The organism is uncultured Amnibacterium sp., from assembly GCF_964250715.1.
Lineage (GTDB): Bacteria > Actinomycetota > Actinomycetes > Actinomycetales > Microbacteriaceae > Amnibacterium.
In genome coordinates, this window is record NZ_CAXUGX010000001.1 from 454,095 (window position 1) to 475,053 (window position 20,959).

17 protein-coding genes are annotated in these 20,959 nt (G+C 72.3%); 11 read left to right on the top strand and 6 right to left on the bottom strand.

From position 1 onward, the window contains the following. Positions 1–72: 72 nt before the first annotated feature. On the bottom strand, positions 73–1,425 hold the full coding sequence (locus ACFE7H_RS02105) for an aminotransferase class III-fold pyridoxal phosphate-dependent enzyme (RefSeq protein ID WP_375399533.1): 1,353 nt from the start codon (positions 1,423–1,425) through the stop codon (positions 73–75). Between the two features lie 70 nt (positions 1,426–1,495). Continuing rightward, complete coding sequence (locus ACFE7H_RS02110; RefSeq protein WP_375399534.1) at positions 1,496–1,816, bottom strand: hypothetical protein; 321 nt, start codon at positions 1,814–1,816, stop codon at positions 1,496–1,498. Between ACFE7H_RS02110 and ACFE7H_RS02115 the strand changes: the two genes are divergently transcribed. From ACFE7H_RS02115 to ACFE7H_RS02130, 4 genes are all read left to right on the top strand, one after another. Then, a complete protein-coding gene (locus tag ACFE7H_RS02115; protein WP_375399535.1) occupies positions 1,782–2,585 on the top strand; it encodes an FKBP-type peptidyl-prolyl cis-trans isomerase in 804 nt (267 codons plus the stop codon). The genes ACFE7H_RS02110 and ACFE7H_RS02115 overlap by 35 nt on opposite strands. Then, positions 2,575–3,060 carry an OsmC family protein gene (locus tag ACFE7H_RS02120; RefSeq protein ID WP_375399536.1) on the top strand — a complete coding sequence of 162 codons (486 nt, stop codon included), beginning with the start codon at positions 2,575–2,577 and terminating at the stop codon, positions 3,058–3,060. The genes ACFE7H_RS02115 and ACFE7H_RS02120 overlap by 11 nt, the downstream gene beginning before the upstream one ends. Before the next feature lie 9 nt (positions 3,061–3,069). After that, positions 3,070–4,185, top strand: coding sequence for a 1-deoxy-D-xylulose-5-phosphate reductoisomerase (locus ACFE7H_RS02125; RefSeq protein WP_375399537.1), 1,116 nt, complete (start codon positions 3,070–3,072; stop codon positions 4,183–4,185). A 108-nt stretch (positions 4,186–4,293) separates the two neighbouring features. Beyond that, positions 4,294–5,733, top strand: coding sequence for an RIP metalloprotease (locus ACFE7H_RS02130; protein ID WP_375399538.1), 1,440 nt, complete (start codon positions 4,294–4,296; stop codon positions 5,731–5,733). Positions 5,734–5,754: 21 nt separating this feature from the next. Here the strand turns inward: ACFE7H_RS02130 and ACFE7H_RS02135 are convergent, their stop codons facing one another. After that, the gene (locus ACFE7H_RS02135; protein WP_375399539.1) at positions 5,755–6,702 is read right to left on the bottom strand and encodes a DMT family transporter; all 948 of its coding nucleotides are present in this window, start codon (positions 6,700–6,702) and stop codon (positions 5,755–5,757) included. A gap of 100 nt (positions 6,703–6,802) precedes the next feature. On the opposite strand from ACFE7H_RS02135, the gene ACFE7H_RS02140 reads away from it, so the two are divergent. The 3 genes from ACFE7H_RS02140 (at position 6,803) to ACFE7H_RS02150 (ending at position 10,650) form a co-directional block, all read left to right on the top strand. Then, complete coding sequence (locus ACFE7H_RS02140; RefSeq protein WP_375399540.1) at positions 6,803–7,372, top strand: CGNR zinc finger domain-containing protein; 570 nt, start codon at positions 6,803–6,805, stop codon at positions 7,370–7,372. Positions 7,373–7,508: 136 nt separating this feature from the next. Beyond that, positions 7,509–8,660, top strand: coding sequence for a flavodoxin-dependent (E)-4-hydroxy-3-methylbut-2-enyl-diphosphate synthase (gene ispG / locus ACFE7H_RS02145; RefSeq protein ID WP_375399541.1), 1,152 nt, complete (start codon positions 7,509–7,511; stop codon positions 8,658–8,660). Between the two features lie 211 nt (positions 8,661–8,871). After that, positions 8,872–10,650, top strand: coding sequence for a proline--tRNA ligase (locus ACFE7H_RS02150; protein WP_375399542.1), 1,779 nt, complete (start codon positions 8,872–8,874; stop codon positions 10,648–10,650). Positions 10,651–10,689: 39 nt separating this feature from the next. Here ACFE7H_RS02150 and ACFE7H_RS02155 read toward each other — a convergent pair whose 3' ends face one another. The 3 genes from ACFE7H_RS02155 to ACFE7H_RS02165 form a co-directional block, all read right to left on the bottom strand. Next, positions 10,690–10,998 (bottom strand): hypothetical protein, encoded by a 309-nt coding sequence (locus ACFE7H_RS02155; RefSeq protein WP_375399543.1) that lies wholly within the window; start codon positions 10,996–10,998, stop codon positions 10,690–10,692. Between the two features lie 68 nt (positions 10,999–11,066). Then, complete coding sequence (locus ACFE7H_RS02160) at positions 11,067–14,228, bottom strand: AAA family ATPase (protein WP_375399544.1); 3,162 nt, start codon at positions 14,226–14,228, stop codon at positions 11,067–11,069. After that, a complete protein-coding gene (locus tag ACFE7H_RS02165) occupies positions 14,225–15,370 on the bottom strand; it encodes an exonuclease SbcCD subunit D (RefSeq protein WP_375399545.1) in 1,146 nt (381 codons plus the stop codon). The genes ACFE7H_RS02160 and ACFE7H_RS02165 overlap by 4 nt, the downstream gene beginning before the upstream one ends. Before the next feature lie 166 nt (positions 15,371–15,536). On the opposite strand from ACFE7H_RS02165, the gene nusA reads away from it, so the two are divergent. The 4 genes from nusA to infB all read left to right on the top strand — a co-directional run bounded on the left by nusA (position 15,537) and on the right by infB (position 20,861). After that, positions 15,537–16,535 (top strand): transcription termination factor NusA, encoded by a 999-nt coding sequence (nusA, locus tag ACFE7H_RS02170; protein ID WP_375399546.1) that lies wholly within the window; start codon positions 15,537–15,539, stop codon positions 16,533–16,535. 112 nt (positions 16,536–16,647) lie between these two features. Next, on the top strand, positions 16,648–16,839 hold the full coding sequence (locus ACFE7H_RS02175) for a hypothetical protein (protein WP_375399547.1): 192 nt from the start codon (positions 16,648–16,650) through the stop codon (positions 16,837–16,839). Beyond that, positions 16,832–17,728 (top strand): PfkB family carbohydrate kinase, encoded by an 897-nt coding sequence (locus ACFE7H_RS02180; protein WP_375399548.1) that lies wholly within the window; start codon positions 16,832–16,834, stop codon positions 17,726–17,728. The genes ACFE7H_RS02175 and ACFE7H_RS02180 overlap by 8 nt, the downstream gene beginning before the upstream one ends. 253 nt (positions 17,729–17,981) lie before the next feature. Then, entirely contained in the window at positions 17,982–20,861 is a 2,880-nt protein-coding gene (gene infB / locus ACFE7H_RS02185; RefSeq protein ID WP_375399549.1) for a translation initiation factor IF-2, read from the top strand. Positions 20,862–20,959 lie beyond the last annotated feature (98 nt).

Genomic DNA, 20,959 nt, shown 5'->3' on the forward strand with positions numbered 1-20,959 from the left:
CCGGGAGTCTACGGTCGCGACCGGCGGGCGCCCGGCGGCGACCGGGCGCGCTCGTGCCGACGGGTCGTCGCGTCAGAGCCGCTCCAGCGCCTCCTCCAGCACGCCCATCGCGTCGTCGAGCAGCGCCTCGCTGATGACGACCGAGGGCAGCAGTCGCAGCACGCTGTCCCAGGTGCCGGCGTCCAGCGCGATCACGCCGTTGCTCACCGCGTGCCGCAGCACGGCGGTGAGTGCCGCGGGATCGGGCTTCTTCGTGCCCGGCTGCACCAGCTCGACGCCGAACATCGCCCCCTTGCCGCGCACCTCGCCGACGACGCCGAAGCGGTCCGGCCAGTCGCCGATGCGGGCGGTGATCGCCGCCTCGACCCGGCGCGCCTCGCCCAGCAGGTCCTCGCGCTCGATCACGTCGAATACGGCGAGCGCCGCGGCCGCCGACACCGGGTTGCCACCGAACGTGCCGCCGACTCCGCCGGGTTGCACGGCGTCCATCACGTCGGCGCGACCGGTGACCGCGGCCAGTGGCATGCCGCCGGCGATGCCCTTCGCGCTCGTGACGATGTCGGGGACCACGCCGTGGTGCTCGATGGCGTACCAGGCGCCGGTGCGGGCGAGCCCGGACTGGATCTCGTCCGCGACGAACAGGATGCCGTTGTCCCGGCAGTAGTCCGCGATCGCCGCGAAGTAGCCGGGCGCGGGGATGATGATGCCGCCGTCGCCCTGGATCGGCTCGGCGAAGAAGGCGGCGACGTCGCTCGCGCCGATGTGCGTCTCGATCACGTCGATCGTGCGCTCCGCCGCCTCCGGCCCGCTCAGGCCGTCGCGGAACGGGTAGCTGATCGGCACGGAGTGGATGTCGCCGGGGAACGGTCCCATCCCGGCGCGCTCCGGCCACGGCCGGTAGGTCATCGCCATCGTCAGGTTGGTGCGGCCGTGGAAGGCGTGGTCGAGCACCACGATCGCGTTCCGTCCCGTGAACCGGCGGGCGACCTTGACGGCGTTCTCCACCGCCTCCGCCCCGGAGTTGACGAGGATCGAGTGCTTCTCGTGGGCGCCCGGCGTCACCTGTGCCAGCTTCTCGGCGACCGCGACGTAGTGCTCGTAGGGCGTCACCGTGAACAGGGTGTGGGTCAGCTTGGCGACCTGGCGTGCGACGGCCTCGGCGACAGCCGGATGCGCATGGCCGACGGTGGTGACGCCGATCCCGCAGCCCAGATCGATCAGGCTGTTGCCGTCGACATCGACCAGGATGGCGCCCGACCCGTGGTCCATGTAGATGTTCGCGAGGGTGCCGGCTCCCCGCGAGACGCTCGCCACGCGACGCTCCTGCAGGGCGATCGAGTTCGGCCCGGGCAGCGGCGTGACCAGACGGCGCTCCTGCGGCACGCTGAACGAGCGCCGGGCGATGGATGTGTCCGATGCGGTCATCGGTCCACGCTAGGCACCCCGGCTGGGTGCGGCGCCGCCGCCGCGCGGTCGGTCGACGTCTCCGCAGCCCTCAGGATGGACCGATGCGTTTCTTCATGCGTGCCAGCCGGACAGCGCCGGGCCGGTCAGTGTTCGCTCGGGGACTGCCGGTGGCCGCCGTGCTGACCGCAGCGGCGCTGCTGGCGGGATGCTCGTCGCCGGCGGCCGCTCCGTCCACGGCACCGTCGAGCGGCGCGGCATCGAGTGCGCCCTCGGCCGCTGTGCCGTCTGCCGCGGCGCCGTCGACCGCCTGCGCATCCGCCGGCAGCGTCTCCCAGGCCGTGAAAGCGAGCGGGGCGTTCGGGAAGGAGCCGAAGGTGACGCTCCCGACCGTCACCACCGTGCCGGCCACGCAGCGTTCCGTGCTGAAGGCGGGCTCGGGGCCGCGCATCGGCCAGGGCGACTCGGTGCGCGTGGCGCTCGCCGTCTACGACCTGAAGAGCCGCAAGAAGGTCACCTCCACCGGGTACGGCGGCACGAACCCGCAGGTGCTGACCGTCGATGCCACCCAGTACCTGCCGGCGCTTGTGCAGTCGATCAACTGCGGCCAGGCCGGCTCTCGGGTCGCCGTCGCCGCGCCCGCCGCCGACGCGTTCGGTGCGTCGGGCAACGCGCAGCTGGGCATCGGCGCGGGCGACGCAGTGCTGTTCGTCGTCGACATCGACGCCGTGCTGGCGACCGCCAAGGACAAGGCGACCGGCACGCCGAAGAAGCTGCCCGCCGGGTTCCCGACCGTGACCCTGGCCGCCACCGGCCAACCGACCATCCGCATCCCCGCCGCCACGCAGCCGACGACGCTGAAGATCGCCGAGAGCAAGTCCGGCTCCGGCGACACCGTCAAGGCGGGCGACAACGTCACGGCCCAGTACCAGGGCGTCATCTGGCGTACCGGAGCCGTGTTCGACCAGTCCTGGGGCAGGGCGCCCGCCAACTTCACGACCGACGGCGTCGTGAAGGGCTTCGGCACCGCGCTGATCGGCCGCAAGGTGGGCTCGCAGGTGGTGGCGATCATCCCGCCCGCGCAGGGCTATGGCACGGCCGGCAACGCGCAGGCGGGGATCAAGGGCACCGACGACCTCGTGTTCGTGATCGACATCCTCGCCACCACCCATGCCGGCTGATCGCGCGCATCCCGAGCACGCCTACGCCGTCGCGGTGCAGTGGACGGGCGATCGCGGAACCGGTACCAGCGCCTACCGCTCCTACGATCGCACGACCGTGGTGCGTGCCCCGGGCAAGCCCGACGTGCCCGGCAGCGCGGACCGGGCCTTCCACGGCGAGCCCGACCGCTGGAACCCCGAGGAGCTGCTGATCGCGGCGCTCAGCCAGTGCCACCTGCTGTCCTACCTGCACGTGGCGGTCCGGCACGGCGTGGTCGTGACCGGCTACACCGACGACGCCACCGGCGTGCTCACGACCGACCCGGACGGCGGCGGCCGGATGACCCGGGTCGACCTCTATCCGCGGGTCGCGCTCGCCGACGAGCGTCAGCGGGCGCTCGCCGACACCCTGCACGACGAGGCGCACCGCCTGTGCTTCATCGCGAACTCGGTCTCGGTCCCGGTGCGCCACCACCCCGTGCCGGCCCACACCTAGGCTCGGCGAGTGCCCGAAGAGCCGAGGTCCGACCGGCGTCGCCGGGTGGTGCTGCTCGGGTCGACCGGGTCGATCGGCACGCAGACGCTCGACGTGGTCGCCGCTAATCCCGACCGATTCCAGATGGTCGGGCTCGCCGCCGGCCGGAACGCCGCACTGCTGCAGGAGCAGGCCGAGCGCTTCGGAGTGACCCGCACGGCGCTCGGCGCGGCGGATGCGGAGGCGCTGGCCGGCGATGTCGAAGCCGACGTGGTCGTGAACGGGATCACCGGGGCGGCGGGACTCGGACCGACGCTCGCCGCGCTCGGCACCGGTGCCTCCCTCGCCCTGGCGAACAAGGAGTCGCTCATCATCGGCGGGCGCCTGGTGAAGGACGCCGCGGCTCCCGGGCAGATCGTGCCGGTCGACAGCGAGCACTCCGCCATCGCCCAGTCCCTCGCCTCGGGCACGCACAGCGAGGTGCGGCGGCTGGTGCTCACCGCGTCCGGGGGCGCGTTCCGAGGCCGCTCGCGCGAGGAGTTGCGCGACGTCACCCCGGCCGAGGCGCTGCAGCATCCGACCTGGGACATGGGCCTCGTCATCACGACCAACACCGCGACCCTCGTGAACAAGGGGCTCGAGGTGATCGAGGCGAACCTGCTGTTCGACGTGCCGTTCAGCGCCATCGACGTGGTCGTGCACCCGCAATCGATCATCCACTCGATGGTGGAGTTCGTCGACGGGGCCACGATCGCGCAGGCGTCGCCACCCGACATGCGGCTGCCGATCTCCCTCGGACTCGACTGGCCGCACCGGGTGCCCGAAGTCGGGGTGCCGCTCGACTGGACCACGGCGCAGACCTGGACCTTCGAGCCGCTGGACGAGGCCGCGTTCCCGGCGGTGGCGCTCGCCAAGCGGGTGGGGGAGGCGGCGGGCACCTGGCCGGCGGTCTTCAACGCCGCGAACGAGCAGGCGGTGACGGCATTCCACGCGGGGCGGATCGGCTTCCTCGACATCGTCGCGGTCATCGAGTCGGTGCTCGACGGGTATGCGCCGGACGGCGGTGTGCTCGACCGGGCTGCGGTGCTCGCCGCCGACCGCCTGGGCCGGCAGCGTGCCGACGCCGTCATCGCGGCGCACCGGTAGCGGTTCCCCTCCCGCGCGACACGTGTTCATCGGCGATCCATCGGAGGCTCCCCGGCGACCCCATGGCTGGGGGCCGGCCCGATGCGGGTGCGCGGCTACCCTGGCCCGGTGACCGTGCTGCTCTACCTCGTCGGCATCCTCGTGGTGGCCGCCGGTGTGGTGCTGTCCATCGGGCTGCACGAGGTGGGGCACCTGGTACCCGCCAAGCTGTTCGGCGTCCGCGTGACGCAGTACATGATCGGCTTCGGCCGCACGATCTTCTCCCGTCGCCGTGGCGAGACCGAGTACGGCCTGAAGATGATCCCGCTCGGCGGCTACATCTCGATGGTGGGGATGTTTCCACCGGCGAAGCGGGCGGAAACCAATGGGCACAGCTCCGCCCCGGGCACGCCTCGGCGTGACCGGCTCTTCGCGCCGACGGTGGGCGAGAGCGTGGAAGGCGCGCTCCACCCGTCCGCGGCGGCCGACCCTTCCCGCGCGCGAACGGCGACGACCGGATTCTTCAACACACTGGTGCAGGACGCACGGGACTCCAGCCAGGACCAGATCCAGCCCGGCGAGGATCACCGCGCGTTCTACCGGCTCGCGGTGTGGAAGCGCGTCGTGATCATGCTCGGCGGCCCGACGGTGAACCTGATCCTCGGCATCCTGCTCACCGGCATCGTGCTGATGGGTTTCGGGATCGCCCAGCCGACCACCACCGTCGCCTCGATCGCGCAGTGCGTGCTGCCCCAGACCGCGACGCGCCAGACCTGCGCGGCCACCGACCCGGCGTCGCCCGCGGCCGCCGCGGGGCTGCTGCCCGCCGACCGGGTGACCGCGGTGAACGGCCGGGCCGTCAGCAGCTGGACCGAGGTCACCGCCGTCATCCGCCGGTCCGCCGGGGTGCCGATCACTCTCTCCGTGGTCCGCGACGGCAGCGCACGCACCCTCGCCGTCACCCCGCAGCCCAACACGGTCGCGGTGCTCGACGCGAACGGGCTGCCGGTGAAGAACGGTGACGGCGTCGTGCAGACCACCACCGTCGGATTCATCGGAGTCGTGGCGCGCGAGGCGATCGTCAAGCAGCCCGTGACCGCGGTCCTGCCGGCGGTCTGGAACAACGTGACCGCGGTCGGCGCGGTCATCATCAACTTGCCGCAGCGGCTGGTCGGCGTCGCCCAGGCGGCGTTCGGCACCGGGCAGCGCGACCCGAACGGCCCGATCAGCGTCGTCGGCGTCGGCCGATTCGCCGGCCAGATCGCGAGCGACACCGACCTGACCCTGACATCCAAGATCGCCAGTCTGATCGGCATCCTCGGCAGCCTGAACATCGCCCTGTTCGTGTTCAACCTGGTGCCGCTGCTGCCGCTCGACGGCGGCCATGTGATCGGAGCGCTGTGGGAGGGGCTGCGGCGCTCGGTCGCCCGCATCTTCCGCCGCCGCGACCCGGGCCCCGTCGACACCGCCAAGCTGATGCCGCTTACCTTCGCCGTCTCGATCCTGCTGGGCGGGATGAGCCTGCTGCTGATCTACGCGGACATCATCCGTCCGGTCAGCCTCTTCTGATCGCGCCGGTCTGACCGCGGCTCAGCGCCGCGATGCCGCATCGACCGCGTGAGGGACGGAGGGATCCGGCAGCGGTCCATCCGCCGGGCGCTCTCGGTCGGACCGCACCGAGATGACGAGCACGACGCCCGCGACGAGCGCCAGGCCGCCGACGATCTGCAGCGGGCCGGGAACCTGGCCGAGCACGAGCACGGCTGCGACGGTGGCGAAGAGCACCTCGGTCAGCGCCAGGAAGGACATGGCCCGCGCCCCGATCCGGCTCGCTGCGGCGACCGCCACCGAGTAGCCGGCCACGCCCGCGATCAGCGCCACCACGGCGAGCGGAACGAGCGCCGAGACGGTGGAGCCCGCCAGGTCGACGCTCCACGAGCCGATCACGATCGGCACGAGTCCGACCGCGCCGAGCAGCCCGGACACGACGGTCGCGATCGCGAACCCGAGGCCGGTCAACGCGATGGGCGGCAGTGGCAGGGTCGCCGAGAGCTGGAAGTAGGAGGCGCACCCGACCGTCGCGATGAGTGCGGCGCAGAGGCCGATCGGATCGACGGCGATTCCGGCGCCGACGTCGAGCACGAGCGCGAGGCCGACCACCGCGGCGACCGTGCCGCCCACGACCCGGAGCGGGGGGAAGCGGCGAAGCCAGATGCTGGTGGCGGTCACGAGCAGCACGGGCGCCAGGTACTCGATCATCAGCGCCGTGCTGACCGGGATGTGGCCGACGGCGAGGAAGTAGGCGGACTGCGTCACCGCGATCCCGACGGCACCGAACAGGAGCAGTCCCAGCCAGTGGCGGCGGACGAGGTGCCAGCGGCCCCGGAGCGCGCGCCACGTGGGTACGGCGAGGATCAGCGCGCTGACCGCGGTGCGGATGAGGCTGCCCGCGCCGGGGCTCCACCCGGCGTCGAGCAGGGGCTTCACGAAGGTGCCGGAGGTGCCGAAGAAGAGGGCGGACAGCACGGCAGCGCTCATCCAGCGGAGACGCATCATGCCCGCCTCCCGGCCGTTCCTGTCAGGAGTGAAACGGTCTACACTCCTGACACTAGGCCGCCCCGGATTCAGGAGTCAAATGATGTTCGGTCATGACACCGAGTCGGTGCTGCGCGCCGCCGCCGCGCTCGTCAATACGGAGCCGCAGGCGTCGCACTCGGGTGCTGACGAGCTCACGCGGGTCGACGATGTCGCGGCCTTCTTCGACGGCTGGGCGTACACGGGTCTGCTGGAGCGGTCAGCCGAGGAGCTGGAGCGGCTCCGCGACCTGCGCAGCGAACTGCGCGCCTTCTTCCTGGAGTCTCGGGACGAGGCGGCGGCGCACGTCAACCGCGTGCTCGCCGAGGCGACGGCGACGCCGCGGCTGGTGCGCCACGACGGCATCGACTGGCATCTGCACGCCGTCCCCGGCAATGCTCCCTTCGACGTCCGCATCCGGGTCGAGACGGCAATGACGGTGTCGGACCTGATCCGCAGCGACGAGCTGGGTCGGCTCACGGTGTGTGCCGCGGACGACTGCTCCGCGGTGCTGGTCGACCTGTCCCGCAACCGGTCGAAGCGCTTCTGCGACGTCGGCAACTGCGGCAACCGGGCGAACGTGACGGCGTATCGCGCCCGACGGGCGGCCGTCGCGGACCCCGTCACCGTCTGACCAGGCCCGCGACTCCTGTCTTCGGCGCGCGCAGGGGCAGAAGTCGCGGATCTGGGCAGACGGGCGAGCGCCCCCCCCGACGCCGACGATTCATCCCGCAGGCACGTACCCTGGGATGTCGGAAGGACGTACCGCTGTGCCAGCTGTGAACATCGGAATGCCGAAGGTCGTGCCGACCCTCGCGCCCCGCCGCAAGTCCCGCCAGATCAAGGTCGGCAAGGTGCTGGTCGGTGGCGATGCTCCCGTCAGCGTGCAGTCGATGTGCACCACGCCGACGCCGAACATCAACGCGACGCTGCAGCAGATCGCCGAGCTGACCGCATCCGGCTGCGACATCGTCCGCGTCGCCGTGCCCAGCCGCGACGACGCCGAGGCCCTGCCGATCATCGCCAAGAAGAGCCAGATCCCGGTCATCGCCGATATCCACTTCCAGCCGAACTACGTGTTCGCCGCGATCGACGCCGGCTGCGCGGCGGTGCGGGTGAACCCCGGCAACATCCGCAAGTTCGACGACCAGGTCGGCAAGATCGCCGCCGCGGCCAAAGCTGCCGAGGTGTCCATCCGCATCGGCGTGAATGCCGGCTCGTTGGAGCCGAGCATCATGCAGAAGTACGGCAAGGCGACTCCGGAGGCGCTCGTGGAGAGCGCCGTGTGGGAGGCCAGCCTGTTCGAGGAGCACGACTTCCACGACTTCAAGATCTCGGTCAAGCACAACGACCCGGTGATCATGGTGCAGGCGTACCGGCTGCTGGCCGAGCGCGGCGACTGGCCCCTGCACCTCGGGGTGACGGAAGCGGGCCCGGCGTTCCAAGGCACTATCAAGAGCGCGACGGCCTTCGGCATCCTGCTCGCGGAGGGCATCGGGGACACGATCCGCGTCTCCCTCTCCGCCCCGCCGGTGGAAGAGGTGAAGGTCGGGCTGCAGATCCTGCAGTCGCTGAACCTGCGCGAGCGCAAGCTGGAGATCGTGTCCTGCCCGTCCTGCGGTCGCGCGCAGGTGGACGTCTACTCGTTGGCCGACAGCGTGACGGAGGGCCTGCAGGGCATGAGCGTGCCGCTGCGCGTCGCCGTGATGGGCTGCGTCGTCAACGGTCCCGGTGAGGCCCGCGAGGCCGATCTGGGAGTCGCCTCCGGCAACGGCAAGGGCCAGATCTTCGTGAAGGGCCAGGTCATCAAGACCGTGCCGGAGTCCGAGATCGTCGCCACCCTGATCGAGGAGGCCAACCGCCTGGCCGACGAGATGGGCCCGGCCGCCGCGACCGGCGCGCCCCTGGTCACCACCTCCTGACCCGCCGGCGCCCCACCCGCTGACCCCTTCCCCTCCTCCCGCTCCAGAGCGCGATAGCAGGACAGGGTCCCGTCAACAGGTCGCAGGTCGACCAGGAACCTGCTGACGGGACGGGGTCCTGCTGTCGGGACGGGGTGGGAGTGGGGGCGGGGCCGGTCGGAGGGGCAGGGCGGGAGGAGCGGCGGGCGGAGCGTCGATAGGCTCGATCGTCATGGTCGCCCGCTTGTCCCGCCTGTTCGTTCGCACCTTGCGGGAGGATCCGGCGGAGGCCGAGGTGGCCAGCCACCGGCTGCTCGTCCGCGGGGGGTATATCCGGCGACAGGCGCCCGGCGTCTTCGCATGGCTGCCGCTCGGGCTGAAGGTCAAGGCGCGCATCGAGGCGATCGTCCGCGACGAGATGGAGGCCGCCGGCGCGCAGGAGGTGCATTTTCCGGCTCTGCTGCCGGCCGAGCCCTACCGAGAGACCGGCCGCTACGAGGAGTACGGCGACGGCATCTTCACCCTGCAGGACCGCAAGGGCGCCGACTACCTGCTCGCGCCCACCCACGAGGAGGTCTTCACCCTGCTGGTGAAGGACCTGTACTCCTCGTACAAAGATCTGCCGCTGACCCTCTTCCAGATCCAGGACAAGTACCGGGACGAGGCGCGCCCGCGGGCCGGGCTGCTGCGCGGGCGCGAGTTCACGATGAAGGACGCCTACTCCTTCGACGTGGACGACGCCGGGCTCGACGCCAGCTACGACGCGCAGCGAGCCGCCTACGAGCGCATCTTCACCCGGCTCGGCCTGGAGTACGCCGTCGTGTTCGCGCACGCCGGCGCGATGGGCGGGTCGCGCAGCGAGGAGTTCCTGCACCCCACGCCCGTCGGCGAGGACACCTTCGTGCGCAGCGCCGGCGGCTACGCGGCCAACGTGGAGGCGTTCCGCACGCTGGAACCCGAGCCGCGGCCCACCGACGGCCTGCCGCCGGCCACCGTGTTCGACTCCCCGGACACGCCCACGATCGCCACCCTGGTCGACCTGGTGCAGCAGCGGCATCCGCGCGACGACGGCCGCGCCTGGACTGCGGGCGACACCCTGAAGAACGTCGTCCTCGCCCTCGGTCACGTGGACGGCACCCGCGAGATCGTCGTCGTCGGGCTGCCGGGGGACCGCGACGCCGACTTGAAGCGGGCCGAGGCCGTCTTCTACCCCGCCGAGGTCGAGACCGCGACGGAGGCCGACTTCGCTGCGCATCCCGCGCTGGTCAAGGGCTACATCGGGCCGTGGACCGCCGCCGGTCCCGTGCTCGGCGCGCATGCCCCCTCCGGCATCCGCTATCTGGTCGACCCGCGCGTCGTGACCGGCACCTCGTGGGTCACCGGAGCGAACGAGCCGGAGCGGCACGTGCTCGGCCTGGTGGCCGGGCGCGACTTCGTGCCGGACGGCGTCGCCGACATCGCGACTGTTCGGGAGGGGGACCCGGCGCCGGACGGCAGTGGGCCGGTCACGCTCGACCGGGGTACCGAGATCGGTCATGTCTTCGCGCTCGGCCGCAAGTTCGCCCACGCGCTCGGCCTGCAGGTGCTCGACCCGAACGGCAAGCTCGTGACGGTCACGATGGGCTCCTACGGGATCGGCGTCACCCGGGTGCTGGCCCTGATCGCCGAGGCGGGCGCCGACGACCGCGGGCTGGTCTGGCCGCGCGCGGTCGCCCCGTTCGACGTGCACCTGGTCGCCACCGGCAAGGACGATGCCGTGTACACCGCCGCGGAGCAGTTGGCGGTCGAGCTGGAAGCGGCCGGCCTGTCGGTGCTGGTCGACGACCGACCCAGGGTCTCGCCGGGCGTGAAGTTCGGCGACGCGGAACTGCTCGGCGTGCCCACGATCGTGATCATCGGGCGAGGGCTCGTCGACGGCACCGTCGAGCTGTGGGACCGCGCCACCGGCGAACGGACGCAGCTGCCCGTCGCCCGGGCGGGCGAGCGCGTCCTGGCGGCGGTCCGATCCTGATCGCGCAGCCGGCGTCGGGCCTCCGCGCCGCGTCAGCCGTCAGCCGACCGGTTGCACCAGCGTGATCGCCATGGAGTCGACCCGCTTCGGGATGCCGTCGAAGGCGGCCGCCCGCTCCGGCGAGGCGGTGTAGCGCTCGTCCACCGCACGGAATTCGTCCGCGTCGCCGGCAACCGAGACAGCCCAGACGAACTCGTCCGACTCGGGCAGGGCGTACGCGAATTCGACGGTGAAGCCGTGTGCGACGCGGGCAGGCACCAGCTGCTCGGTGAACCAAGTGGTGAAGTCCGGCAGCTGCCCCGGCACGATCTGGTAGCGGCGGAGTTGCACGGTGCGATCAGAGCTCATGCTGCGATCCTGCCAGCCAGCTACGCCCTCGAGGGCACCGCCCGGCGGACCGTTCATGAGGGGCCGACTTACGACGCCGCGCGCTCGAGCCGGTCGTCGTCGAGGTGGTCCTGTCCGTGCCGATCCTGGTCGCCCGGGCTGTGCTCGCCGCGGCTGTGCTCGTCCCGGCCCTGCGCCTCGGGGCTGTGCTCCTTCGGGCTCTGCTCATTCGGGCCCTGCGCATCCGGGCTCTGCTCACGAAGGCCCTGCTCGCCACGGAGGTGGATGACGCTGGAGCCGTCGGCGGTGCGTTCCACGTGCAGTCCCGCCGGGACGTCCTCCTGCATCGTGCCGACGTGACTGATCAGACCGACGAGACGCCCACCCGCCCGCAGTTCGTCGAGCGTGCTGAGGGCGACGTGCAGGGTCTCGTCGTCGAGGGAGCCGAAGCCCTCGTCCACGAAGAGCGTGTCGAGCCGCACGCCGCCGGCCTGCTCGCTGACGACCGCCGCCAGGCCGAGCGCCAGGGCGAGCGCCGCGAGAAACGTCTCGCCGCCGGAGAGGGACGCGGTCGGCCGGGACCGACCGGTGTGCTCGTCCACCACGACGAGGCCGAGGCCCGCCCGGGTGTTGCGCCAGCCGGCGCCGTCGTCGTGCGCCAGCGCGTAGTGGCCGCCGGTCATGGTGCGCAGGCGGGTGTTCGCGGCGGCGATGATCTGCTCCAACTGGGCGGCGAGCACATAGCTCTCCAGCCGCATGCGGCGGCTGTTCGGCTCCTCGCCCCGCACTGTCCGGGCGAGCGACCGGACGACGTCAGCCGCGCGACGCTCCGTCTCGAGCGCCTCGCTCGCGTCGTGCACCGCCGGCACGAGCGCAGCCGCATCGCGAGCGGCCCGCTCCGCCGCGTCGGCCGTGCGGGCGGCGACATCCCGTTCGCCGAGCGCAGCCAGGCGACGGCCGCGCGCCGAATCGACCTGGGCCGGCACCTCGGCGGCGGCGGCCACCTCGGGCTCGGCCAGCACGGCCGCCGCCACGACGACGGCCTGCTGCCAATCCGCGAGCTGGGTCAGGGCTGCCTCGCGCCACTGCTCGGACCGCTCGGCATGTCGCGCGGCGTCGGCGTCGGCGAAGCCCTGCAGCCCCAGGACCTGCTGCAGCCGCCGCTGCTCACGATCACGATCGACGGTCGCCTCGGCCATGCCGCGCCGCGCGGCCACGAGCGCGGCGACGCGGGCGCGCTCCTCGCGGAGCGTCGCAACGCGCTGCGCGACGCTCGGCGCACCTGAGCCGCCTCCCTCGACTTCTTCACTTTCGACACCGCCGAGACCACGGGCACCGCGTGCCCGCATCACCCGTGCGGTGTCCGTGTCCAGGGTGGTGCGCGCCGCGGTGAGCGCCTGTGCCGTCCGCTCGAGCGCGAGGCGCGCGGTGTCCTGCTGGGTCCGCAGTCCGGCCAGTTCGTCGTCGAGCGACAGCAGCTGGGCCTGCAACCGGTCGACTTCCCGGTGGGCGTCGTCGGCGGCGCTGAACCGGTCGCGAATCTCCTCCAGGGCGACAGCCGCATCGGCGGCACTCAGTCCGCCGGCCGCCGCGATCGCCTCGGCCGAAGCGGCGCTCGCTGCTCGGGACGCCTCCCCGGCCGCGACCAGGCGTCGACGCGCCGTATCGTCCCGGGCGCGGGCCCGCTCCAACTCGTCCTCGTTCACCGGTGCCGCGCCGGTGGCCGGCGCCGGATGCTCGACGGAGCCGCACACCGGACAGGGGGTCTCGGGCAGCAGCGAGGCGGCGAGGATCGCGGCCGCACCGTCCATCCGTCGCCGCAGCAGGTCCGCGAGCTCGGCGGTCGCGGCGGCCGACGCGGCGGCGGCCCGCCGCTCGTCGTCGAGCCGGAACCGGAGCGCGACCTGCACCTGCTCGGCGTCGCCGGCTGCGTCCGCCACGGCGGTCGCCCGCTCGATCTGGGTCGCCAGCTCGGGGAGGCGTGACGCGGTCGCCGCGAGCCGCGCGAGCCGCTCGATCAGGGACTGCCGCTCCGCCGGTATCTGTCGGCCACGGTCGTCCAGCCGGTGCGCCGTCTGCTGCTCGGCATCATGCGCCTGCTGCGCCTGCCGGACCGCCGCCGTCGTGGCAGGCAGCGACCGTTCGACCGCCAGCACCTCGTCGAGTCCGCCCAGCAGCAGATCGAGCGCAGACACCCGCGCGGCGGCGTCGGGGATGTCGGCGCCGCCGGCCGCCGCCTCCGCGTCGAGCAGCACGGTCACGGCGGCGGCGTGGTCGTGCGCGGCGCGGTCGCGGTCCAGCAGCGCCGGGCGCACGCGAGCCGCCCGCTCGGCGTCGTCGGCTTCGACCGCGAGGGCCGCGCGGAGCTCGCGCTGCTGCTGCGCCAGCTGGAGCACGGATCGCGCCTGCTCCCGACGGCGCTGCAGGCCGGCCAGCACCTCGGCGTCGCGTAGGGCCGCATCCGCCGCGCGGAACCGAGCGTCGGCGGCGGCGAGCGCACCGGCCGCGGTCGCCTGCGCCAGCGCCGCGGCCGTCGCCACCTGCTCCGCCCAGGCGGGCCCGGCGTCCGACGGCATCTCGGCGCCCGCGACCCGACAGAGCTCGGCGAGCAGGGCGTCGAGCTCTGCGGTGCGCTCTTGCACCGCGGCTGCCGCGGCGCGGTCCCGCTCGTGCAGCAGCTCCTGTACCTGTTCGAACCGCTCGGTGCCGAACAGGGCGCGCAGCACGGTCTGCCGATCCTCGGAGCGCGCCCGCAGGAACTCCTGGAACCGGTTCTGCGCCAGCAGCACCACCTGCAGGAACTGCTGCTCCGTCAACTGCAGGATCGGCGCCAGGGCCTGCGCGACATCGACCGGACGAGCGGCGAGCCCAACCCACGAGTCGTTCTGCCACCGCTCGAGCACCGCCTCGTGCGGCTGCCGGGTGAGACCGCCGCCGCGCCGTCTGCTCGGCCGTTCGTACTCCGGCCGCCGAGTGACCCGGTACCGCTCGCCGCGCACCTGCAGTTGCAGCACCACCTCGCTCGGCTCGTCCGGAGCGGAGTAGTCGCTGCGCAGGCGGGTGTCGCCGGGCCCGGAGCGCGGAATGCCGCCGTAGAGGGCGAAGCAGACCGCGTCGAGGATGCTGGACTTGCCCGCCCCGGTGCGCCCGGTGATGAGGAAGATGCCGTCCTCGGCGAGCCGGTCGAAGTCGACCACCTGCCGAGCGCGGAACGGCCCGAAGCCCGCGATCTCGAGCCGGTGCAGCCTCATGCGGCGCTCTCGCGGGCAGCGACGGTGGCCAGCACATCGCCGAGCAGCGCGCTCTCCTCGGCATCCGGCCGCGCTCCCCGCACGTGCTGCAGAAAGTCGCCCACGACGTCGACGTCGCTGCGGCCGCGCATGCGCTCGGTGTACGTGCGGTGCTCGCCCGCGACGGCCGGCGGCCGGTGCTCCAGCTGCACGGCGAACGGGAAGCGCGCCTGCAGTCGTGCCATCGCGTCCTGCTGCCGCACGGCGTCGGTGAGCACGGCCGCGATCCAGTGCTGCTCCCGATCGGCGAGCGCCGGATCGGTGAGCAGCACCTGCAGCTCGCCCTGCAACTGCGTCAGCGGACGTGGCACCGGCAGGTCGCGCCACTCGACTCCGGCGAGCCCCGCGGCGTCGAGCTGCACGAGCCAGGCTCCCCTCGGTCCGCGCCGCTCGCCGAACGAGTAGTGCAGCGGCGCGCCGGAGTAGCGCACCCGCTCTGTCAGCCGGGCGCGTCCGTGGATGTGCCCGAGCGCCACATAGTCCGGCCCGTCGAAGACGCCCGCCGGAACCAGGTCGACGCCGCCGGCGGAGATGTCACGCTCCACGTCCGTCGCGCGGACGCCGGCCGCGAAGCAGTGCGAGAGGACGACCGAGCGGTTGCCGCGGGCGGCGGCGGTCGACCGCACGCGGTCCATCGCGTGCGTCAGGACCTGGTGGTGCGTCTTCAGCACCGCGTCGGGGTAGGCGGCGCGGACGAGCACCGGCTCCAGGTAGGGGATGCCGTACACGTCGACCACCCCGTGTGCGTCGCGCAGAACCACGGGGTCGTCGAGCCGCTCGTGGCGCGTGCGCACATGCACGCCGCCCGCGGCCGCGAACCGCGCCTGATGGCCGAGCCGGGCGACGGAGTCGTGGTTGCCGCTGGTCATCACGACGACCGCGCCGGCCTCGCGCAGGGCGCCCACCGCCTGCTCGAACAGCAGGAACGCCTCCGCGGACGGAGCGGCGGAGTCGAACACGTCGCCCGCGACGAGCACCGCGTCGACGTGTTCGCGCGCGGTGAGCTCGGCGAGGCCTGCGAGCACGCCGCGCAGGTGCGGCAGCGTGGAGTGACCGTGGAAGGTGCGTCCGATGTGCCAGTCGGAGGTGTGCAGCAGGCGCATGCGGCCGACGGTAGCCGGGCCCTCCGACATCGTGCGCTCGCCGGTCCGCTGGTAGCGTTACGGCGCCGGATCGGCGGGTCGTGAGCCCGCCCGCGGAAGCCCAGCCATCGAGCAGCCCAGCGATCGAGCAGCCCAGCCATATAAGCGAATAGAAGAGGAGGCCGCGGTGGAGATCGACCTCACCGTCCTCCGCCTCATGGAGCGGGAGCGCGAGATCCCCTTCGAGGAGCTCGTCGCCATCATCGAGTCGGCGGTGCTCACGGCGTACCTGAAGCACACCGGCGCGAGCGAGCATCCCAGCCCGGACGAGCCCATGCCCCGGGTGCACATCGACCGCAAGTCCGGCGCGGTCGCGGTGCTGCTGCCCGAGCTGGACGACGACGGCCGGCAGATCGGCGAGACGACGGACGAGCCGAGCGACTTCGGCCGCATCGCCGCGTTCGCCGCCAAGCAGGTGATCAACCAGCGGCTGCGCGACATCGGCGACGAGAAGGTGCTGGGCGAGTTCAAGGGCCGTGAGGGCGACATCGTCGCCGGGGTGATCCAGCAGGGTCCGAATCCGCGCATGGTCCACGTGGACCTGGGCGCGGTGGAGGCGATCCTGCCGCCGGAGGAGCAGGTCGCCGGTGAGACGTATCCGCACGGCGAGCGCATCCGGGTCTACGTGACCAGCGTCTCCAAGGGCCTGAAGGGCCCCTCGATCACGGTCTCGCGCACGCATCCGTCGCTGGTGCGGCGCCTGTTCGCGCTGGAGGTGCCCGAGATCGCGTCGGGCCTCGTCGAGATCACCGCGATGGCGCGGGAGGCGGGTCATCGCTCCAAGGTGGCGGTGCGCGCGACGCAGCCCGGCATCAACGCCAAGGGCGCCGCGATCGGCGAGCTCGGCCAGCGCGTCCGTGCCGTCAGCGCCGAATTGAACGGCGAGAAGATCGACATCGTGGACCACTCCGACGACCTGGCGCGCTTCGTCGCCAACGCCCTGTCGCCGGCGCGGGTGTCGAGCGCGTTCGTGATCGACCGGGGCACCAAGGCGGTCCGGGCCCTGGTGCCGGACTATCAGCTCTCCCTCGCCATTGGCAAGGAGGGGCAGAACGCCCGCCTGGCTGCCAAGCTGACCGGCGCGAAGATCGACATACAGCCAGACTCAATTCTGGAACAGGATTGAGTCCCATGGGCGCAGCCGATCCTGGAACAGGATTGAGTCCCATGGGCGCAGCCGATATTGGAACAGGATTGAGTCCCATGGGAGCAGCCGATATTGGAACAGGACTGATTTGGTGAGTGCGGAGCGCGAAGGATTCGTCGACGAGTCCGATCTGGTCGGTGGTTTCAGCGGTGGCGACACCCTGACCGTCGGCCCTGGAGACCATTTCCTCGACTCCGATGAACTCGCGCATCCGATGATGCGATCGGCGTGCGGGTACGTGTCGTGGCTCGACGTTCCGGTCGACGACGGCGACGATGCCTGAATCGCGTGACGGGCGGGTCGTCGTTGTGGGCGATGCCCTGATCGACGAGCTGCAGACCGAGAGCGGGTCGGTCGACTACGTCGGCGGCGCCGCGCTGAACGTCGCGGTCGGTCTGGCGGTACTCGGCGTGCCGTCGACGCTGATCGCGATGGTCGGCGACGACGCCGACGGGGCGGCCATCCGCGCGTTCCTGCGTGAGCGCGGCGTGCACCTGGTCGCCACGGCGGCGCCGAACGGGTCGTCGCGCGCGGTCAGCGACCGGACCGACGGCGAGCCCCGCTACGTGTTCAATCACGCCGCGGTGCATCGCGCGATCGACTTCGACGCCGCGGCACGCGCCGCGCTCGATGCCGCCCCGCTCGTGGTCGTCAGCTGCTATCCGTTCGACCGCGACGATCAGACCGACGCGCTGCTGGCCGCTGTCGACGACCCCGGACACCGGTTGGTCGTCGATCCGAACCCGCGGCCCGACCTGCTGAGCGACCGCGACGCCTTCGTGCGCAACCTCGACCGCGTTGCCGCTGCCGCCCGACTGCTCAAGCTGGGCGACGAGGATGCCGAACTGCTGTTCGGCACCGACCTGCAGACCGCCGCGCACCGGCTGCTGGACGACGGAGCCACATTCGTGCTCGCCACCGCCGGGCGGCGCGGTGCGAGCCTGCTCACCTCCGACGGGCGGGTCGACGCGCCGATCGCCGACCTGCCGGGACCGATCGTGGACACCATGGGCGCCGGCGACGCCACCCTGGCCGCGGTGACGGACTCGCTGCTGCGCTCCGATGTGCAGGGCGCCGACGACGCGCTCTACTGGAGCGGCGCGCTGCAGAACGCGATGATCATCGCCGCCGCGACCTGCCGCGCGGAGGGTGCGACGCTGCGGCTGCCCTGACGGGGCGGAATGGTGCGGCGGGCGGTCCGGTCGCCCTCCGGTGAGTGGTCCGGCGCCCCGCATCGATCGCCGCGTGTCACCCGGAGGGGCGGGTATGCTGGGGGCGCCGGCCTTCGTCGGCATCGCTGTGCCCGGATCCCGGGCGCATCCCACTCGAAGTGGAACAGGCACATGGACAAGCGATGAGCGGCTCCGAATGAGAACCGTCCGACCATAACGGCCTGCCTGTCTGGCGGGTCCAGACAGGAGAACTGTGGCAAAACCACGCGTCCACGAAATCGCGTCGGATCTCGGCATCGACACCAAGCTCGCCCTCGCGAAGCTCAAGGAGATGGGCGAGTTCGTCAAGGGACCGTCTTCGAGCGTCGAGCCGCCCGTCGTCCGCAAGCTGCGCGCCAAGCTGGCTGCCGACGGCATCGCCGCCGGTGGAAGCACGAGCAACGCGGGAACGGGTGGCGGAGCGACCGCTACGGCGACCGCGGCTCCCAGCCGGCCGTCTTCCGCGCCGCGGCCCGGGTCGGTACCGCGCCAGGTGCCGAGCCCGGCTGCCGCGGCCCCGCAGCAGGCGGCGCCCGCCCGTCCGGCCGAGGTGCGAGCCGAAGCGCCCGCGCCGGCCCCGGCCGTGCAGCAGCCGGTCAGCCGCGCAGAGGCGCCGTCGCGACCCGCGCCGACGACCGAATCCGCGGCTCCGGCCGCGCCGCGCTCCGCTGTCGCAGCGCCGGCCGAGACAGCCGCGCCCGCGTCGGGTGCCGCCGCCGCGCCGGCATCCGGCTCCTCCATCCCGCGGCCGCAGGGCCGCCCGGGAGCGCCGCGTCCCGGCAACAACCCCTTCGCCTCCTCGCAGGGCATGGGCCGTCCCGGTACCCCGCGTCCCGGCAACAATCCCTTCGCCGCGAACCAGGGCATGCGCCCCGGCGGCAGCGGCGGCGGCGCGACGGGGGGTATCCCGCGTCCCGGAGCTCCTCGTCCGGGTGGTCCGGGCGCTGCTCGGCCGGGTGCGCCGCGTCCGGGCGGCCCGGGTCAGGGCCTTCGGCCGACCGGCTTCGGCCAGCGTCCCGGCGGCTTCCAGCGTCCCGGCGGTGCCGGTGGCGGAACCGGAGCGGGTGCACGCCCGGGCGGCGCGCCCGGCGGTTTCCAGCGTCCCGGGGGCGGCTTCGGCGGCCCGCGTCCGGGCGGTGGTGGCGGTCGCGGCCGGGGTCCCGGTGGCGGCACCGCCGGCGCCTTCGGCAAGGGCGGCGGTCGCTCCAAGCAGCGCAAGTCGAAGCGCACGAAGCGCGCCGAGTTCGAGATGCGCAGTGCCCCGACGCTCGGTGGCGTCAGCGTCCCGCGCGGCGACGGCACCACGACCGTCCGGCTGCGCCGCGGCGCATCGATCACGGACTTCGCCGACAAGATCGACGCCAGCCCCGGCAACCTCGTGACCGTGCTGTTCCACCTCGGTGAGATGGCGACCGCCACGGAGAGCCTGGACGAGGCGACCTTCCAGGTGCTGGGCGAGGAGCTCGGCTACCGCATCGAGATGGTCTCGCCCGAGGACGAGGACCGCGAGCTGCTGGAGGGCTTCGACATCGACCTGGACGAGGTCGACGACGAGGAGGATCTGGTCATCCGGCCGCCGGTCGTCACCGTCATGGGTCACGTCGACCACGGCAAGACGAAGCTGCTCGACGCCATCCGCCACGCGAACGTGGTGGCGGGCGAGGCGGGCGGCATCACCCAGCACATCGGCGCGTACCAGGTGTGGACGGAGCACGAGGGCATCGAGCGGGCCATCACCTTCATCGACACCCCGGGCCACGAGGCGTTCACCGCCATGCGCGCCCGCGGTGCGCAGGTGACCGACCTCGCCATCCTGGTGGTCGCCGCCGACGACGGCGTGATGCCGCAGACGGTGGAGGCGCTGAACCACGCCCAGGCGGCGGGCGTGCCGATCGTCGTCGCGGTGAACAAGGTCGACAAGCCGGATGCGAACCCGGCCAAGATCCGGCAGCAGCTGACCGAGTTCGGCCTGGTCGCCGAGGAGTACGGCGGCGACGTGATCTTCGTCGACGTCTCCGCCCGCGACAACACGGGCATCGACCAGCTGCTCGACTCCGTGCTGCTGACCGCCGACGCGGGGCTCGACCTGCGCGCCAACCCCGACCGGGATGCCCGCGGCGTCGCGATCGAGGCGCGGCTCGACAAGGGTCGCGGCGCTGTGGCGACCGTGCTCATCCAGTCCGGCACGCTGCGGGTCGGCGACGCCATCGTGGCGGGCACCGCCTACGGCCGCGTGCGGGCGATGACGGACGAGAACGGCGACGCGGTGGCCGAGGCCTACCCGGCCCGTCCGGTGCAGGTGCAGGGTCTGTCGACCGTGCCCCGGGCCGGCGACACGTTCCTCGTCACCGAGCAGGACCGCAAGGCCCGGCAGATCGCCGAGCAGCGCGAGGCCGTCGAGCGTAACGCCCAGCTGGCCAAGGCCCGCAAGCGCATCTCGCTCGAGGACTTCATGGGCCAGATCGAGGCCGGCAAGGTCGACTCGCTCAACCTCATCATCAAGGGCGACGTGTCCGGTGCCGTCGAGGCGCTGGAGGAGTCGCTGCTGAAGATCGAGGTGGACGACAGCGTGCAGCTGCGCATCATCCACCGCGGCGTCGGTGCGGTCACCGAGTCGGACGTCAACCTGGCGACCGTGGACAACGCGATCATCGTGGGGTTCAACGTGCGGCCCGACTCCAAGGCCCGCGAGCGCGCCGCCCGCGAGGGCGTCGACATCCGGTTCTACTCCGTCATCTACTCCGCACTGGAGGAGATCGAGCAGTCGCTGCGCGGCATGCTCAAGCCGGAGTTCGAGGAGGTGCAGTCGGGCCTCGCCGAGATCCGCGAGATCTTCCGCTCGTCGAAGGTCGGCAACATCGCCGGGGTCATCGTGCGCAGCGGGACGATCACCCGCAACGCCAAGGCACGGGTCATCCGCAACGGAGTCGTGGTGGGCGACAAGCTCGCCATCGAGTCGCTGCGCCGGTTCAAGGACGACGTCACCGAGGTCCGCACGGACTTCGAGTGCGGTATCGGACTCGGCCGGTTCAACGACATCCAGATCGGCGACGAGATCGAGACGATCGAGACGATCGAGAAGGTCCGCGCCTGACCGGTCCGCGTCGCGCCGTCTCCGGCATCCGGGGGCGGCGCGACGCCTGCCTGGGCGGTGGACCGGACTGGCTGGGGACTGGAAGACAGAGGGAGAGT

Coding starts and splice junctions, on each gene's coding strand:
- ACFE7H_RS02135 (WP_375399539.1), bottom strand. CDS start 6,702: ATGAGCGCTGCCGTGCTGTCCGCCCTCTTCTTCGGCACCTCCGGCACC.
- ACFE7H_RS02160 (WP_375399544.1), bottom strand. CDS start 14,228: ATGAGGCTGCACCGGCTCGAGATCGCGGGCTTCGGGCCGTTCCGCGCT.
- ACFE7H_RS02140 (WP_375399540.1), top strand. CDS start 6,803: ATGTTCGGTCATGACACCGAGTCGGTGCTGCGCGCCGCCGCCGCGCTC.
- ACFE7H_RS02150 (WP_375399542.1), top strand. CDS start 8,872: ATGGTCGCCCGCTTGTCCCGCCTGTTCGTTCGCACCTTGCGGGAGGAT.
- ACFE7H_RS02155 (WP_375399543.1), bottom strand. CDS start 10,998: ATGAGCTCTGATCGCACCGTGCAACTCCGCCGCTACCAGATCGTGCCG.
- ACFE7H_RS02180 (WP_375399548.1), top strand. CDS start 16,832: ATGCCTGAATCGCGTGACGGGCGGGTCGTCGTTGTGGGCGATGCCCTG.
- ACFE7H_RS02165 (WP_375399545.1), bottom strand. CDS start 15,370: ATGCGCCTGCTGCACACCTCCGACTGGCACATCGGACGCACCTTCCAC.
- ACFE7H_RS02120 (WP_375399536.1), top strand. CDS start 2,575: ATGCCGGCTGATCGCGCGCATCCCGAGCACGCCTACGCCGTCGCGGTG.
- ACFE7H_RS02105 (WP_375399533.1), bottom strand. CDS start 1,425: ATGACCGCATCGGACACATCCATCGCCCGGCGCTCGTTCAGCGTGCCG.